At 71.6% G+C, this 15,109-nt stretch carries 13 protein-coding genes and 2 pseudogenes; 12 read left to right on the top strand and 3 right to left on the bottom strand.

What is annotated here, in order from left to right; genetic code table 11:
* Positions 1-7: 7 nt before the first annotated feature.
* From M2283_RS02880 to M2283_RS02870, 3 genes are all read left to right on the top strand, one after another.
* On the top strand, positions 8-2,467 hold the full coding sequence (locus tag M2283_RS02880; RefSeq protein WP_280874323.1) for an ATP-binding SpoIIE family protein phosphatase: 2,460 nt from the start codon (positions 8-10) through the stop codon (positions 2,465-2,467).
* 185 nt (positions 2,468-2,652) lie between these two features.
* Positions 2,653-3,378, top strand: a complete 726-nt coding sequence (locus tag M2283_RS02875) for a class I SAM-dependent methyltransferase (RefSeq protein WP_280874322.1) — start codon at positions 2,653-2,655, stop codon at positions 3,376-3,378.
* Between the two features lie 175 nt (positions 3,379-3,553).
* Positions 3,554-4,507: an SMP-30/gluconolactonase/LRE family protein gene (locus M2283_RS02870; RefSeq protein ID WP_280874321.1), complete on the top strand. Its 954-nt coding sequence runs from the start codon at positions 3,554-3,556 to the stop codon at positions 4,505-4,507.
* Positions 4,508-5,405: 898 nt separating this feature from the next.
* On the opposite strand, the pseudogene M2283_RS02865 reads toward M2283_RS02870, so the two are convergent.
* Both M2283_RS02865 and M2283_RS02860 read right to left on the bottom strand, forming a co-directional pair.
* Positions 5,406-5,851, bottom strand: a pseudogene (locus tag M2283_RS02865) (hypothetical protein); the annotation flags it as partial.
* Positions 5,852-6,027: 176 nt separating this feature from the next.
* The gene (locus M2283_RS02860) at positions 6,028-6,672 is read right to left on the bottom strand and encodes a TetR/AcrR family transcriptional regulator (RefSeq protein ID WP_280874319.1); all 645 of its coding nucleotides are present in this window, start codon (positions 6,670-6,672) and stop codon (positions 6,028-6,030) included.
* Between the two features lie 74 nt (positions 6,673-6,746).
* Here M2283_RS02860 and M2283_RS02855 point away from each other — a divergent pair.
* From M2283_RS02855 to M2283_RS02815, 9 genes and pseudogenes are all read left to right on the top strand, one after another.
* A pseudogene (locus M2283_RS02855) lies at positions 6,747-7,530 on the top strand (dienelactone hydrolase family protein).
* A gap of 97 nt (positions 7,531-7,627) precedes the next feature.
* Positions 7,628-8,041 carry a DUF6069 family protein gene (locus M2283_RS02850; RefSeq protein WP_280874318.1) on the top strand — a complete coding sequence of 138 codons (414 nt, stop codon included), beginning with the start codon at positions 7,628-7,630 and terminating at the stop codon, positions 8,039-8,041.
* Between the two features lie 38 nt (positions 8,042-8,079).
* Positions 8,080-8,586 (top strand): MarR family winged helix-turn-helix transcriptional regulator, encoded by a 507-nt coding sequence (locus M2283_RS02845; protein ID WP_280874317.1) that lies wholly within the window; start codon positions 8,080-8,082, stop codon positions 8,584-8,586.
* A gap of 71 nt (positions 8,587-8,657) precedes the next feature.
* A complete protein-coding gene (locus tag M2283_RS02840; RefSeq protein ID WP_280874316.1) occupies positions 8,658-9,491 on the top strand; it encodes a M55 family metallopeptidase in 834 nt (277 codons plus the stop codon).
* Positions 9,484-10,788, top strand: coding sequence for a M20/M25/M40 family metallo-hydrolase (locus M2283_RS02835; protein ID WP_280874315.1), 1,305 nt, complete (start codon positions 9,484-9,486; stop codon positions 10,786-10,788). The genes M2283_RS02840 and M2283_RS02835 overlap by 8 nt, the downstream gene beginning before the upstream one ends.
* 16 nt (positions 10,789-10,804) lie before the next feature.
* Positions 10,805-12,757 (top strand): prolyl oligopeptidase family serine peptidase, encoded by a 1,953-nt coding sequence (locus tag M2283_RS02830; protein WP_280874314.1) that lies wholly within the window; start codon positions 10,805-10,807, stop codon positions 12,755-12,757.
* The gene (locus M2283_RS02825; protein ID WP_280874313.1) at positions 12,754-13,677 is read left to right on the top strand and encodes a S66 peptidase family protein; all 924 of its coding nucleotides are present in this window, start codon (positions 12,754-12,756) and stop codon (positions 13,675-13,677) included. Before M2283_RS02830 ends, M2283_RS02825 begins: the two co-directional genes overlap by 4 nt.
* Before the next feature lie 130 nt (positions 13,678-13,807).
* Positions 13,808-14,053, top strand: coding sequence for a LapA family protein (locus M2283_RS02820; protein ID WP_280874312.1), 246 nt, complete (start codon positions 13,808-13,810; stop codon positions 14,051-14,053).
* Positions 14,054-14,072: 19 nt separating this feature from the next.
* Entirely contained in the window at positions 14,073-14,672 is a 600-nt protein-coding gene (locus tag M2283_RS02815; RefSeq protein ID WP_280874311.1) for a GNAT family N-acetyltransferase, read from the top strand.
* Here the strand turns inward: M2283_RS02815 and M2283_RS02810 are convergent.
* Positions 14,644-14,991, bottom strand: coding sequence for a DUF6204 family protein (locus M2283_RS02810; RefSeq protein ID WP_280874310.1), 348 nt, complete (start codon positions 14,989-14,991; stop codon positions 14,644-14,646). The two genes, M2283_RS02815 and M2283_RS02810, sit on opposite strands and share 29 nt — an antisense overlap.
* Between the last annotated feature and the right edge of the window lie 118 nt (positions 14,992-15,109).

Below are 15,109 nucleotides of genomic sequence, written 5' to 3'. Positions count from 1 at the left end.
CTGGGTCATGGACCGTGGCACCGAGAGGGAAGCACCTCCCAGCCGCGGAGCCGGGGGCGGAGCGGTGGAGGACACCGCGGTCGGCCGCGTCCCGTTGGCCGTCGTCGTGGTCGACCGCGACGGCCTCGTGTCCCACTGGAGCACCGGCGCACGCCGTCTTTTCGGCGTCTCCAAAGAGGACGCGATCGGACACTCGGCGGTCGACCTGCTGCCCGTCTCCGGCGCGCTGCCCGAGGCACAGGACGTCACGCCGTACGGGACGTACGCGGACTACGACGGACTCGGCCCCGGCCTGGAGTCCTCCCTGGACGGCGGGTTGTCCTACCCGGCCGCGGGCCGCGCCCGGCTGACCGTCCCCGAGCGCGACCGCGTGGACGTCCTGTGGTGGGCGTACCCCCTGGTGGGCCCGGGCAAGGAGCGGCTGCTCGTGCTCGGCGCGGACACCGGCGGACTGCGGCCCGACGACCCCGAACACGACATGGCGTACGAGCGGATCGCGCCCGGCTTCGCCCTGCACACCGACTTCCCCGGCGCCCAGGAGCTGGCCCGCCGGCTGCCCGAGATCCTGCCCAGCATGAGCGTCGACGAGAGCGCCCGCATCGTCGCGCAGATCCTCGAACTGGGCTATCCCGTCCTGGAGTTCAGCCAGAACGACCGGGTTCCCGTCACCCCCGACTGGGGCGTGCCCCGGCGCGCGGAGCGCAGGGCCCGGCGCGAGCAGGCGGCCCGGGCGGTGGCCGAGGGGCTGCCCACCCCGCAGGAGGCCGCCGACGAGGCCGAGGACCTGGAGTACGCGGCCGTCCGCGAACACCTGGAGTTCCTCAACGAGGTCAGTGGACGCATCGGCACCTCCCTCGACCTCACCCGCACCATCGTCGAGGTCAGCAGAGCCGTCGTACCGCGCTTCACGGACGTCGCCGGCACCTATCTGCGCGAACAGGTCGTCGCGGGCGAGGGGTTCCCCGACGGCGTGCCCGACACCACCACCATGTGGCACCGGGTCGCCCTCGAACACACCGACGAACCGGGCCGCTGGGACGACGTCGTGCCGGTCGGTGAGGCCATGCCGTTCCCGGCGCACACGCCGTTCTTCCAGTGCATGACCAGCGGTGAGCCCGTCCTGGTGCCGCGGATCAGCGTGGAGATGGGCCATGCCATCGCCTCGCAGTTCGAGAAGCGGGACATCCGGCCGCTGATCACCAACCGCTCCATGCTGGTCGTACCGCTCAAGGCCCGCAACGTGGTGCTCGGGTTCATGATCCTGCTGCGTCACCCGGAGCGGCCCGTCTTCAACGACATGGACCGGGTCACCGGCGCCGAGCTCGCCGCCCGAGCGGGCCTCGTGCTCGACAACGCGCGCATGTACACCTACCAGGAGAACGTCGCCGAGACGCTCCAGGACAGCATGCTGCCGGTCATCCCGGCCCGCATGGCGGGCTGTGACATCGCCACCCGCTATCTGCCCGGCACGCTGCTGGGACGGGTCGGCGGTGACTGGTTCGACTCCGTCAAGCTGCCCGGCGCCCGCACCGCCCTGGTGGTCGGCGACGTCATGGGCCACGGCCTCAACTCGGCCGCCATGATGGGCCAGTTGCGTACGGCCGTGGAGACCATGGCTGCCCTGGACCTGCCGCCCGCCCAGCTGCTGCGCAACCTGGACGACCTCGCGCAGCGCCTCGGCGACACCTACCTCGCGACCTGTCTGTACGCGGTCTACGACCCGATCGCGGGCGAACTGCACATCGCCAACGCAGGTCACATCCCGCCTGTTCTGGTGCGCGCCGAGGACGGCCGCAGTGAGCTGCTCGACCTGCCGACCGGAGCGCCGATCGGTGTGGGCGGGGTGCCTTTCGAGGCGGTACGCGTGCGCGTGGAGCCCGGCGACCGGCTCGTGATGTGCACCGACGGTCTGGTCGAGGTGCGCGGCGAGGACATCGGTGTCGGGCTCGCGGCGCTCTCCGAGTCCGCCGCCCACCCGGCCGCCTCCATGGACGAGGCCTGCGACACGATCATCCGCGCGCTGAACGTCACGGGCGGCCGCAAGGACGACGTGGCCCTGCTCATGGCCCGTCTCAACGGTGTCGAGCCCGAGGACGTCGCCGAATGGCGGCTCGCCCTCGACCCGGTCGAGGTCGGCCGCGCCCGAACCGCCGTGCGGGAACAGCTCCATGACTGGGGGCTCGCCAAACTGGCCGACAACGCCGCTCTGATGGTCAGCGAGCTGGTCACCAACGCCGTACGGCACTCCCACAGCCGCCCGGTGGCCCTGCGCCTGGTGCGCGGCGACACCCTGCTGTGCGAGGTCGAGGACGACGACCACGAGCTGCCCAACCTGCGCGGCGCCGGCCCGACGGACGAGTTCGGGCGCGGCCTGCGGGTCGTCAGCACCCTCGCGCGCGAGTGGGGCACCAGCCGGACCCGGAGCGGCAAGACGGTCTGGTTCGAGTTGACGCTGCCGCGCCGCTGACCGGCCCCCGCCTTGCCAGGGGTGGCCGGCCGCACGCCTGGGGCGCGAGAGGCGCGCAGGGGCGTGCGGCAGTCGAATGCGGAGTGAAGGAATGCGCCACGCGCTTGTCGCCATGACCAGGGCGCGATAGACCGTACTCGCCCGTCACTTGCGGCGGACGGCCTTCACATCCTGGGGAGTTGGGCATGAGTGTGACGAGTCGCTACCGGGAGGCCTGGGAGGGCTTTTGGCGCGAGGCTCCGGAGGAACAGGGCGCGGTGTTCTGGGACGCGGAGCCGCCCCTGACCGCCGGACCGCACCTGGCGCTCTTCGAGCCGTACGTGACCGACCCGGGCCTGGTCATGGTGGACCTGGGCTGTGGCAACGGCACCCAGACCCGCTTCCTCGCCGACCGCTTCCCGCGCGTCGTGGGCGCCGACCTGTCGGAGGCGGCCGTCGAGCACGCGCGGCACGCCGACCCCGCCGGACAGGCGACGTACCGCGTGCTCGACGCCATGGAGAAGGACGAGACCGAGACGCTGCACGCGGAACTCGGTGACACCAACGTCTACATGCGCGGCGTCCTCCACCAGGCCGACCCGGAGGACCGGCAGGCACTGGTCGACGGAATCGCCACGCTGGTCGGTGAATGCGGCCGGGCCTTCCTCGTCGAACTCTCCGAGCAGGCCAAGCCCGTTCTGCTGGGCCTGGCCCAGAGCCCCGACGGACCGCCGCCCAAGCTCGCCCCGATCTTCCGGCACGGCATCGCGCCCGGCGAGGTGTCCGACGAGGCCGTGCCCGCATACGTGCGCTCGGCCGGCCTCACCATCATCGCGAGCGGTGAACTCCCGCTCACCACCACGGAGTTCACACCCGAGGGCACCCGTATCGAGCTGCCCTCGAAGTGGCTGGTCGCCGGTCGCGCGAGCTGAGGGCCGACCTTCCTGAGGTGGGGGTGGGGCGCGGGGGAACTCCGGTTGTGGGCGGTTCGTTTGCTACGAACAGGATTCGAAATCCCGGCCAAGGCCGGGTCATCGGGTCCCCAAGGTTCGTACAGCTGTCGAGTTCGCCGCGTCCCCACTCCCCACCTCACGGAGGCCCGAGCCCATGACCCCGAACCACCACCCCCACCCGTCCCGGCGCGCCCTGCTCGGCGGAGCGGCCCTGGCCACCCTCGCGGTGGCGGCCGGCACCGGCACGGCCACCGCCGCCCCGGCCGGCAGCAGAGCCGGCTGGCCGACGGAGTTCCCCCTCCCCGACGGCTGGCTCCCCGAGGGCATCGCCATCGGCCGCAAACCGTACGCCTACATGGGCTCGCGGGCCAACGGCGCGATCTACCGCACCGACCTGCGCACCGGCGAGGGCACGGTCCTCTACGCGGGCGCCACCGGCCAGGTCGCCGTCGGCCTGAAGCTCGACCAGGACGGACTGCTGTACGTCGCGGGCAGCACCGGAGTCGCCCGCGTCCACGACTCTCGCACCGGCGAGATCCGCACCACGCATCAACTCACCGACGCCACCAGCCACTTCATCAACGACGTCACCCTCCTCGGCGACCGCGCCTGGTTCACCGACTCGCGCGCCGCCGCCCTCTACGGTGTACCCCGCGGCTGCGACGGCACCGTCCGCACCCTCCCGCTCACCGGCGACTGGGTGCAGACCCCCGACGTCAACAACGCCAACGGCATCGTCGGCGCCCCCGACGGCCGCGCCCTGATCGTCGTCAGCAGCACGCCCGGCAAGCTCTACAACGTCAGCGTCAAGACCGGGTACGCCACCGAGATAGCCCTGGTCGGCGCGGACTCGGTCGCGGCCGGCGACGGCCTCTGGCGCATCGGCCGCACGCTGTACGTCGTCCAGAACCGTCTCAACCTGATCAGCGTGTTCGACCTCGACGCCAAGGCCACGACGGCCACGCTGCGCCGCACGATCACCGACCCGCGCTTCGATGTGCCCACCACGGCCGCCCAGTTCGGCGACCGGCTCTATCTCGTCAACGCCCGCTTCACGAGCCCCCAGACGCCGGAGACGACATTCAACGCGGTCGCGGTGCCGGTCTGAGGCGAGAAGCCTCTGGACGAGGTGAGTCCACCCTTCGGGGCGGTGCTGCCGAAGGGCGGACTCGCTTGTGCGGTGGGCCAGTTGAGGCCGGACGGGTCGGCTGAGGGCGGGTGGTTCAGCTGACGCTGCGTCCTCGGCGGTACGCCGCCCACCCCGTGCCCAGCAGGGCCGCGGCGAGTGCGGCGGCGGAGAGTGCGCCGACGCCGGTCGAGGCGAGGCTGCCGCCGGAGGTGGTCGCGCCGGTGGTGCCGGAGGCGACGGTGCCGCCCGTGGTGCTGCCGGCGCCTCCGGTCGTCGTACCCGAATCGCCGCCTCCGGAGCCGGAAGCCGAGCCGGAACCCCCGGACGCGGAACCGGTGCCGCCCGTGGTCCCGCCATTTCCGCCGGTGTCGCCCGGGCCCTCCGTGCCGCCGTCCGCCCCACCGTCACCCCCGTCGTCAACCTCGGTCACTGTCAAGGTGACCGGCGTCGTGCGGGTGGTGCCGACGGAGTTGGTGAACTCGGCGCGGTAGCGGTAGCCGTCCTGTTCGGCCCGTGCGGTGAAGGTGTACGACGTCGCCGTCGCGCCCTCGACCGCGGACCAGGTCTGGCCCTCGTCGCCGCTGACCTGCCAGCGCACGGTCGGCTCCGGGGTGCCCTCGGCGGTGGCGACGAAGGTGACCTCGTCGCCCGGTTCGGCGGACCGGTCGGCGGGGGAGCGCAGCACCTTCGGGGACGTCCGCCGGTCCAGCCGCAGCACCTTGCTCTCGGCCTGGTCGGTGACGTAGACGGTGGATCCGCCGGGGGTGACGGCGACGCCCGCGTAGGCCTCGGCGCGGTTGCCCGGCAGTGCGACCGGCTCGGTCGTCCGCTCGACCTTCGCGCTGTCGTAGACCTCCAGGGAGCCGACGTTGTCCGCGCCGCAGACGCTGCCGTCGTCGAGGGTCGCCTTCACGTAGATCGACACGCTGAAGGTGCCGCCGGCGCCGAACTTGGAGCTGTTGGCGAAGAGCCCGCCGAAGGTGTTGTTGACCCAGTGCGAGGCGCCGGTGGTGCCGGACTCGTCCTGGCCGCCGAGGCAGGGGCTGGGCTTGTTCGCGCCCTGCGCGCCGTCGACCACGCAGAGGCCGATGTACACGCCCTGGCCCGTGTTGTAGCCGGAGCCCGTGACGGTGATCGTCTGGCCGGACGCGGTGGCCGTCGCGGGGCGGTGAGCGACAGGTTGTACGTGGTGCCCGAGTCGGTGACCGTGCGGGTCGAGGTGGCGGCGGAGGCGGAGCCGGCCAGGCCCAGGGTCAGCGTAGCGGAGGCGGCGACGGCGAGGGTCGCGCGGGCGGCGGTACGTGCGGAGGCGACACGTCTCATACGAGGAGTGCACCTTTCGGCGAGGTGATTTTAGGTAAGGCTTACCTAGATGCAAGCTCCCGGCCTTTGTCAACGCACTGCAAAAAGGGTCAAGTTCGCGCCATGGGTGAGGGGTTGGGTGCTTGGGGTGAGGGGTTGGGTGCCGGGGAGGCCGGCTGGGAGTCGCGGGCGACGGCCTACTGGCCCCGCCCTGCCCTCTTGGTGCCGCCCGGCCTCTTGGTCCCGCCCGGTCGCTGTGCCGCGAGTGCCGCGAACGCCTCGTCCAGCAGTCGCACCAGGTCGAGTTCGCCGTCCGAGACGAGCCAGTGGTCGAGGGCGACGTTCAGGCAGTCCAGGGCGGCGGCCGCGCGCACCGACTGGGCGAGCGTGGGCTGTTCGGCGCCGGCCCGCTCGGCCAGGGCCGCCTCCAGTGCGGGGCGCCAGGTGTACTGCTTCTCCAGATTCCGGGCGCGCAGGGCCGGCGTCTCCCGGACCAGCCGGGTCGTCGCCAGCGAGCCCGCCGGGTCCTGTCGGTAGCGGACGATCAGGGTGTCCAGGGCCCGGCGCAGCGCCGTCCAGTCGTCCTCGTCGGCCGGGCGGGCGCGCAGGGCGTCGGCGAGCCGCCGGTCGGATCCGTCGAAGGCGGCGAGGACGGCGTCCTCCTTGGTGCCGAAGTAGCGCAGGAAGGTGCTGCGGGAGACCCCGGCGGCGGTCGCGAGGTCGTCCAGGGTGACCTGGGCGAACCCGTCCCGGCGGAACAACTCCAGCGCCACCCGGGTGAGTTCGGCCCGCACGGCCGCCCTGGCGATGTCCCTCGTGCTGCCGCGTGCCGCTTCGTTCACTTGGCGATCCTAACGTCGACGATCTTGCTTGCAGTGCTGGCACCTGGTGGCTACCGTGACACTCAGTTTCACATATGACATGGAGGCGCAGCATCGTGAGTGACATTGCCGTACAGGGCTCGTCCGTCGACATCCCCACCCAGGACGGCACCGCCGACGCCTACTTGGCCGCCCCCGACGACGGTGCCGCGCATCCCGCCGTCCTCTTTCTACATGGACGGCTTCGGACTGCGCCCGCACCTGAAGTCGATGGCCGACCGGCTCGCCGCGGCCGGTTACGCGGTTCTGGTCCCCAACGTCTTCTACCGCGCGGGCCGGGCGCCCCTGGTCGAACTGCCCGAGTTCATCAACCCTGTTGAGCGCCCCGAGCTGCTCGCGAGCCTGCGCCCAGCCGCGCTGTCGCTGACCCCCGAGGGGGCCATGCGCGATGCCGTCACCTATCTCGACTGGCTGGCCGACTCCCCGCTCACCACCGCGGGACCGGTCGGCGTCACCGGCTACTGCATGGGCGCCGGACTCGCCCTGCGCACCGCGGGCGCCCACCCCGACCGGGTCGTCGCCATGGCCGGCTTCCACGGCGCCTACCTCGCCACCGACGCCCCCGACAGTCCGCACCTGCTCGCCGACCGCATCACCGCCGAGCTCTACTTCGGCCACGCCGACCAGGACACCACCAACCCCGCCGAACAGATCGACCGCCTCGACAAGGCTCTCACCGCGGCCGGCGTCCGCCACCGCGGCGAGGTCTACACCGGCGCCCACCACGGGTTCACGCAGGCCGACACGGCGATGTACAGCGCCGAGGCGACGGAGCGGCACTGGACGGCGCTGCTCGACCTCTTCGGCCGCGCGCTCTGAACCTTGAAGTTTCAAACGGATTCGGTCAGACTCTCGTTTGAGACTTCAATCATTCCGTTGGAGGTCTCTGTCCGCAGCTGCCTTCCTTGGAGTGGTCATGTCCGTTGCCTCTGACGCCGTCGCCGTCCGCCGTGGTCCGCTCGTCGTGGCGGGAGGTGTGCTGGCCGCGATCGTGGTTGCCTCCGTGGTGGACACCGTGATCGCCCTGCTCGCCCTGGCCGCGGGCGCACCTGATGACTTCGAGCCGCTGAAGGCGCCCTCGTACATCTTTCTGACGGCGGTCGGGGTGGTGGCGGGTGCCGTCGGCTGGGCCGTCGTGCGCAAGGTGTCCAAAGACCCGCAGGCGCTGGTGCGTTGGCTGGCGCCGACCCTCGTGGTGGTCTCCTTCGTTCCCGACTTCTTGCTCTTCGGTGACGGCGGGGCACGGGGCGTCGGTGCGCTGCTGCTGATGCACGTGGCGGTCGCGGCGACAGCGGTGTTCGCCTACCGCAAGGTCATGCCCCTGACGTAGGTGTGAATGTTCAAACATCCGCTGACTAGGCTGTGTCCATGTCCACGACGCCACGCTGGCTCGATGCCGAGGAGCGGCGGGCCTGGCTCGCCTACGTCGAGTTCTCGACCCTGCTTTCCGACTACCTGAACCGGCAGCTGCGCCAGGAGGCGGGGGTCCCGCACACCGACTACATCCTGCTCGCCCATCTCTCCGAGCTCCCGGACCAGGCGCTGACCATGTCCGAGCTGGCCGAGCGTCTGAAGATCACCCGCAGTCGGCTCACCCACGCCGTGAACCGCCTTCAGGAGTCCGGTTATGTGGAGCGCCGTGACGACCCGGCGAACCGGCGCAACCAACTCGCCGTGCTCACCGAGGGCGGGCGCCAGCTCTTGGAGCGGGCGGCGCCCGGTCACGTGGAGGCGGTACGCCGTGCGGTCTTCGACGTGCTGACCCGTGACCAGGTCCGCCAGTTCGCGGAGGTCGGCGAGGCGATCAACTCCGCACTCCAGCGCATGGACGCCGCCGAGGACGACCAGGAGGTTCTGCCCTGGCGGCGACGGTAGGGAGGGAAAGTGGTTGAACCTCCGTACCACTTCGTGGCAGGTTCCCCCGTCGGCGCGTAACGTGACGCACCATGAAGATCCTGATCAGCGCCGACATGGAGGGTGCCACGGGCGTCACCTGGCCGGCCGACGTGCTGCCGGGGACACCGCAGTGGGAGCGGTGCCGCTCGATGTTCACCTCCGACGTCGACGCGGCCGTGCGGGGCTTCTACGACGGAGGCGCGGACGAGGTCCTGGTCAACGAGGCCCACTGGTCCATGCGCAATCTGCTCCTCGAACGCCTCGACGAGCGCACGCAGATGCTCACCGGCCGGCACAAGTCCCTGTCCATGGTGGAGGGTGTGCAGCACGGAGACGTCGACGGCATCGCCTTCGTCGGCTACCACGCGGGCGCCGGCATGGAGGGCGTCCTCGCCCACACCTACCTCGCCAACTCCATCACCGGCGTCTGGCTGAACGACGTACGGGCCAGCGAGGGGCTCCTGAACGCGCATGTCGTCGCCGAGTACGGGGTACCCGTGGTCCTGGTCACCGGCGATGACGTGGCCTGCGAGGACGCCCTCGGCTACGCGCCCGAGGCGCTGAAGGTCGCCGTCAAGGACCACGTCTCGCGCTACGCCGCCGTGTGCCGCACGCCGGCCCGCACCGCCGCCGACATCCGGGCCGCCGCCAAGGAGGCCGCACAGTTGGCGGTCCGTCAGGAACCGGTCCAGGCAGGGCCGTTCACCGTCGCGCTCGAGTTCGACGCCGAGCACCTCGCCATGGCCGCCACCGTCGTGCCGGGTGTGGAGCGGATCGGGGAGCGGAAGGTGGCGTACACCAACGAGACCATGTACGAGGGCATTCGTACCTTCAAGGCGGTCACCACGATCGTCTCGGCCGCCGTGGAGGAGCAGTATGGCTGACCAGCAGGCGTTGGACGAGGTCGTCCGGTTCACCTCCGACCTCATCCGCATCGACACCACCAACCGCGGGGGCGGGGACTGCCGGGAGCGGCCCGCCGCCGAGTACGCGGCCGAACAACTCGCCGGAGCGGGCCTGGAACCCGTGCTGCTGGAGCGGACCGAGGGGCGTACGAACGTCGTCGCGCGGATCGAGGGGACGGATCCCGGCGCCGACGCGCTGCTCGTCCACGGTCACCTGGACGTCGTGCCCGCGCAGGCCGAGGACTGGGCCGTGCACCCCTTCTCCGGGGAGATCCGCGACGGGGTCGTCTGGGGGCGCGGCGCGGTCGACATGAAGAACATGGACGCCATGATCCTGGCCGTCGTACGGGACTGGGTCCGCAATGGCGTACGGCCCCGGCGGGACGTCGTGATCGCGTTCACCGCCGACGAGGAGGCCAGCGCGGCCGACGGGTCGGGGTTCCTCGCCAACCAGCACCCTGGGCTCTTCGAGGGCTGCACGGAGGGCGTCAGCGAGTCGGGGGCGTTCACCTTCCACGACGGCAGCGGGCGGCAGATCTATCCGATCGCGTCCGGAGAACGTGGCACGGGCTGGCTGAAGCTCACCGCGCACGGGCGGGCCGGGCACGGCTCCAAGGTGAACAAGGAGAACGCGGTCACCCGCCTCTCCGCCGCGATCGCCCGGATCGGCGAGCACACGTGGCCGACGCGGCTCACGCCGACCGTACGGGCCGCCCTCACCGATCTCGCCGCGCTCTACGGCTTCGAGCCGGACCTGGACGACGTGGACGGGCTGCTGGAGAAGCTGGGCCCGGCGGCCAAGCTGGTCGAGGCCACCGTGCGCAACAGCGCCAACCCGACCATGCTGGAAGCCGGTTACAAGGTCAACGTGATCCCGGGGGAGGCCGTGGCGTACGTCGACGGACGCTACCTCCCGGGCGGCGAGGACGAGTTCCGCGCCACCCTCGACCTGCTCACCGGGCCCGACGTCGACTGGGAGTTCGCCCACCACGAGCGGGCCCTCCAAGCACCGCTGGACTCGCCGACCTACGCCAACATGCGGGCCGCCATCCGGGAGTTCGCGCCCGAGGGGCACCCGGTGGCGTACTGCATGTCCGGCGGCACCGACGCCAAGCAGTTCTCACGCCTCGGCATCACCGGGTACGGATTCACACCGCTGAAGCTGCCCGAGGGCTACGACTATCAGGCCATGTTCCACGGGGTCGACGAGCGGGTCCCGGTCGAGGCGCTGCACTTCGGCGTCCGGGTCCTCGACCGTTTCCTGCGGACGGCCTAGCGAGGTGGGGGAGAACGTGCAGACCCTGGCGTACGGTTCGTGGCCCTCGCCCATCGACGCGGCGCTCGCCGCCGCGCACGACGGGCAGCCCGAGTTCGTGGGATTCGTGGGCGACGAGGCCTGGTGGACCGAGCCACGGCCCGCCGAGGGCGGCCGGCGCACCCTGGTGCGGCGGCGCGTCGGCGGGCGCGAGGAGTCGGTGCTGCCGGCTCCGTGGAACGTCCGCAGCCGCGTCATCGAGTACGGCGGCCGACCCTGGGCCGGGACCGTGGTGGACGGCGAACCGCTCGTGGTGTTCGTGAACTTCGCCGACCAACGGCTCTACCGCCACGAGCCCGACGGCGAGCCCCGGCCGCTCACCCCCGTGTCCTCCGTGGGCGGCGGACTGCGTTGGGCAGAGCCGCAGTTGAGACTGGACCGCGGTGAAGTGTGGTGTGTGCTGGAGGAGTTCACCGGTGAGGGGCCCAGCGATCTGCGCCGGGTCCTCGTCGCGGTGCCGTTGGACGGCTCGGCGGCCGAGAACCGGGACGCCGTACGCGAACTCATCGACGAACGGCAGCGGTTCGTCACCGCCCCCCGGATCTCGCCGGACGGTCTGCGCGCCGCCTGGCTCGCCTGGGACCACCCGCGCATGCCGTGGGACGGCACGGAGCTGATCGTCGCCGACGTCACCGAGGACGGCACCCTGCGGGGGCCGCACACGGTCGCCGGCGGACCGGACGAGTCGATCGCCCAGGCGGACTGGGCCCCCGACGGTTCCCTGCTGTACGCGAGCGACCGCGGCGGCTGGTGGAACCTCTACCGCGACGGCACCCCGGTGTGCCCGCGCGAGGAGGAGTTCGGCGGGCCGCTGTGGAAGCTCGGGCAGCGCTGGTTCGCCCCGCTGGACAGCGGACTGATCGCCGTCGTGCACGGCCGCGGCGCCAGCGCGCTCGGCGTGCTGGACCCCGAGACCGGCGAGGTCGTCGACGCCGCGGGACCCTGGACCGAGTTCGCCGCCACCCTCGCGGTGCACGGCGAACGGGTCGTCGCCGTCGGCGCCAGCCCGCGCAGCGCCCAGGAGGTGGTGGAGCTGGACACCCGCACCGGCCGGGCCCGGGTGATCGGCGCCGAGCACGACGACGCGGTGGACCCCGCGTACTACCCCGAACCGCAGATCCGCACCTTCACCGGACCGGCCGGACGCGACATCCACGCGCACATCTACCCACCCCACAACCCGGGTTGTGTGTCACTCGGCGACGAACTGCCGCCGTACGTGGTCTGGGCGCACGGCGGCCCCACCAGTCGGGTGCCGCTCGTACTCGACCTGGAGATCGCCTACTTCACCTCCCGGGGCATCGGCGTCGCCGAGGTCAACTACGGCGGCTCGACCGGGTACGGCCGCGAGTACCGCAACCGGCTGCGCGAGCAGTGGGGTGTCGTCGACGTCGAGGACTGCGCGGCCGTCGCACAGGCCCTCGCCCACGAGGGCACGGCCGACCCCGACCGGCTCGCGATCCGCGGCGGCAGCGCGGGCGGCTGGACCGCGGCCGCATCGCTCGCCTCGACCGATGTCTACGCGTGCGGCACGATCATCTACCCGGTCCTCGACCTGACCGGCTGGGGCGTCGGGGTGACCCACGACTTCGAGTCGCAGTACCTGGAGAGCCTCGTCGGACCCCTCGCCGAGGTGCCCGGCCGGTACGCGGAACGCTCGCCCGCCGAGCACGCCGACCGCGTCACCGTGCCCTTCCTGCTGCTCCAGGGGCTGGACGACGTGATCTGCCCGCCCGCCCAGTGCGTACGGTTCCTGGAGCGGATGGCGGGTCGGGGGGTCCCGCACGCGTACATCACCTTCGAGGGCGAGGGACACGGGTTCCGGCGCGCGGAGACCATGATCCGGGTGCTGGAGTCCGAACTCTCCCTGTACGCCCAGGTCTTCGGCCTGCACCCACGCGGCATCCCGGTGCTGGAGCTGTCCACGTGAGGGAACTGGTACGGCCCTACCGACTCGCCCCCGGCGCCCGCGTGGCCGTCGTCGCGCCCAGCGGGCCCGTCCCCGAGGAGCGGCTGCAGGCCGGCCTCGACGTGCTGCGCGGCTGGGACCTCGACCCGGTGGTGGCGCCCCATGTGCTGGACCGGCACGAGGAGTTGGGCTACCTCGCGGGCACGGACGCGGACCGGGCGGCCGACCTGCAACAGGCCTGGTGCGACCCGTCGGTGGCGGCCGTGCTGTGCGCCCGGGGCGGGTACGGAGCGCAGCGGATGGTCGACCTGCTCGACTGGGAGGCGATGCGGGCGGCCGGGCCGAAGGTCCTGGTGGGCTTCAGCGACGTCACGGTGCTGCACCAGGCGTTCGCCACCCGGCTGGGCCTGGTCACGCTGTACGGCCCGGCGGCCGCGGGCGTCGACTTCATCAAGGACCCGCGGACGCAGGACCACTTGAGGGCCACCCTCTTCGCCCCGGAGACGGTCCGCTCGATCGCCTCCCGCGGTACCGCCCTGGTCCCCGGCCGGGCCCGCGGCGTCACCCTGGGCGGCTGTCTGAGCCTGCTCGCCACCGACCTCGGCACACCGCACGCCCACGCCGGTGCGCGCGGTGGGCTGCTGCTGATCGAGGACGTCGGGGAGCGGGCGTACCGCCTCGACCGGATCCTCACCCAACTCCTGCGCGGCGGATGGCTCGACGGCGTCACCGGGTACGTGCTCGGGTCATGGGCGGAGTGCGGACCGTACGAGGAGGTGCGTGCGGTCCTCCTCGACCGGCTCGGTGGCCTTGGTGTGCCCGTGGCCGAGGAGTTCGGATTCGGGCACTGCGCGGGGGCGTTGACCGTGCCGTTCGGTGTGCCGGCCGAACTCGACGCGGACGCGGGCACGGTGACGCTCGATGAGCCCGCCCTTCGCTGAACCAGGGGCACCGACGGCGGTTCGTGACTGCGGTGAGCGATGGTCCAGTCGCTTTTCGTGGTCGGCGGTCGAATCGCCCGGAGAGCAGCCTCACCGTGCGTGACGGCCGCTTCGGGCGCACCCTGGTGCCATGAGCACGAAGACTTCCGAGCGCGGCACCAAGAGCGGGGGCCGGGTCAGACAGGTGATGACGCCCGCCCGGGCCGTCGTCCTGCTGCTCGCCGTCCTCGCCCTGATCTTCATCTTCGAGAACACCCGCGCCACCAGGATCCGCCTGCTGATCCCCGAGGTCACGATGCCGCTGTGGATGGCACTGCTGGCCACGGGCATCATCGGCGCCCTGTGCGGGGCGTATTTCATGAGGCGCCGGGACTGACCCGTCGTAGGGTGTCGGGATGCCGCACACCGCGTCCCGTTACCTCGCCGAAGGCCCCCGCGTGGGCATACGCCACTTCGCCTACGAGGACGGTGCCGAGTTCACCGCCCGTGCCCGCGAGAGCAAGGATCTGCACCATCCGTGGCTGTTCCCGCCGGACAGCTCCGACGGTTACCTCGCCTACGCGAACCGGCTGATCAAGGACCCGACCAAGGCCGGGTTCCTGGTCTGCGAGAAGGTCGGTGAGAAGGGCGGTGACGAGGGCGGCGAAGGGGGTGGTGAGCGCGCCGACGGGGCCATCGCCGGGTTCATCAACATCAACAACATCGTCGAGGGCGGTTTCCAGTGCGGCGCGCTCGGCTACGGCGCCTTCGCGCACTCCGCCGGGCGCGGGCTGATGCGCGCGGGCCTCGACCTCGTCGTGGCGTACGCCTTCGGGCCGATGCGGCTGCACCGCCTGGAGATCAACGCGCAGCCCGGCAACGCCGCCTCGATCGCCCTGGCCCGCTCCTGCGGGTTCCGCCTGGAGGGCTTCTCGCCGAACATGATCTACATCGACGGCGGCTGGCGGGACCACGAGCGCTGGGCGCTCACCGCCGAGATGCGGGCTTCCGGTTGATCTTCATGGTGTCGAGGTCGGTGACGGTCGACTTCAGTTCCCCGAAGCCGTAGTCGAGCCCGCGCAGCAGGGTCTCCGCCCGGTCCTCCGCGATCGCGGCCGCCATCTCGTCGCCGTCCGCCGCGTCCGACACCACCACGAACCTCATCGAGAAGTGCTTGAGCGGCGCCGGCTCGTAGGACAGCGAGCCCTCCTCGGTGAACCGCATGCTCGTCATCCCGTGCTCGCCGGCCTCGGTGAGCAGCCGCTCGCGGGCCTGCTCGGTCAGCCCGTCCCACGTGCCCCGCACGATCACCCGGTACGTGTGCTGCTCGCTCATGCGTCCGCTCCCGCTTCGTCCTGCGTCGAAGGCCCGACTGTATGCGGTCGACGATCCGGTGCCCACGGAATTTCCGCGCGCCCGATCCGCCGGCCGCGCAGGTCGGCGCCTTTGCGTA

The sequence above is a fragment of the Streptomyces pseudovenezuelae genome (assembly GCF_029892565.1).
GTDB classification, from domain to species: Bacteria; Actinomycetota; Actinomycetes; order Streptomycetales; family Streptomycetaceae; genus Streptomyces; species Streptomyces pseudovenezuelae_A.
This window is presented reverse-complemented; position numbering and strand designations above follow the sequence as displayed.

What these genes read in the sequence shown, in the direction of transcription:
- M2283_RS02820 (WP_280874312.1), top strand. Translation starts at nt 13,808, where the DNA reads ATGAGCACGAAGACTTCCGAGCGCGGCACCAAGAGCGGGGGCCGGGTC.
- M2283_RS02875 (WP_280874322.1), top strand. Translation starts at nt 2,653, where the DNA reads ATGAGTGTGACGAGTCGCTACCGGGAGGCCTGGGAGGGCTTTTGGCGC.
- M2283_RS02810 (WP_280874310.1), bottom strand. Translation starts at nt 14,991, where the DNA reads ATGAGCGAGCAGCACACGTACCGGGTGATCGTGCGGGGCACGTGGGAC.
- M2283_RS02845 (WP_280874317.1), top strand. Translation starts at nt 8,080, where the DNA reads ATGTCCACGACGCCACGCTGGCTCGATGCCGAGGAGCGGCGGGCCTGG.
- M2283_RS02870 (WP_280874321.1), top strand. Translation starts at nt 3,554, where the DNA reads ATGACCCCGAACCACCACCCCCACCCGTCCCGGCGCGCCCTGCTCGGC.
- M2283_RS02835 (WP_280874315.1), top strand. Translation starts at nt 9,484, where the DNA reads ATGGCTGACCAGCAGGCGTTGGACGAGGTCGTCCGGTTCACCTCCGAC.
- M2283_RS02815 (WP_280874311.1), top strand. Translation starts at nt 14,073, where the DNA reads ATGCCGCACACCGCGTCCCGTTACCTCGCCGAAGGCCCCCGCGTGGGC.
- M2283_RS02880 (WP_280874323.1), top strand. Translation starts at nt 8, where the DNA reads ATGGACCGTGGCACCGAGAGGGAAGCACCTCCCAGCCGCGGAGCCGGG.
- M2283_RS02850 (WP_280874318.1), top strand. Translation starts at nt 7,628, where the DNA reads ATGTCCGTTGCCTCTGACGCCGTCGCCGTCCGCCGTGGTCCGCTCGTC.
- M2283_RS02840 (WP_280874316.1), top strand. Translation starts at nt 8,658, where the DNA reads ATGAAGATCCTGATCAGCGCCGACATGGAGGGTGCCACGGGCGTCACC.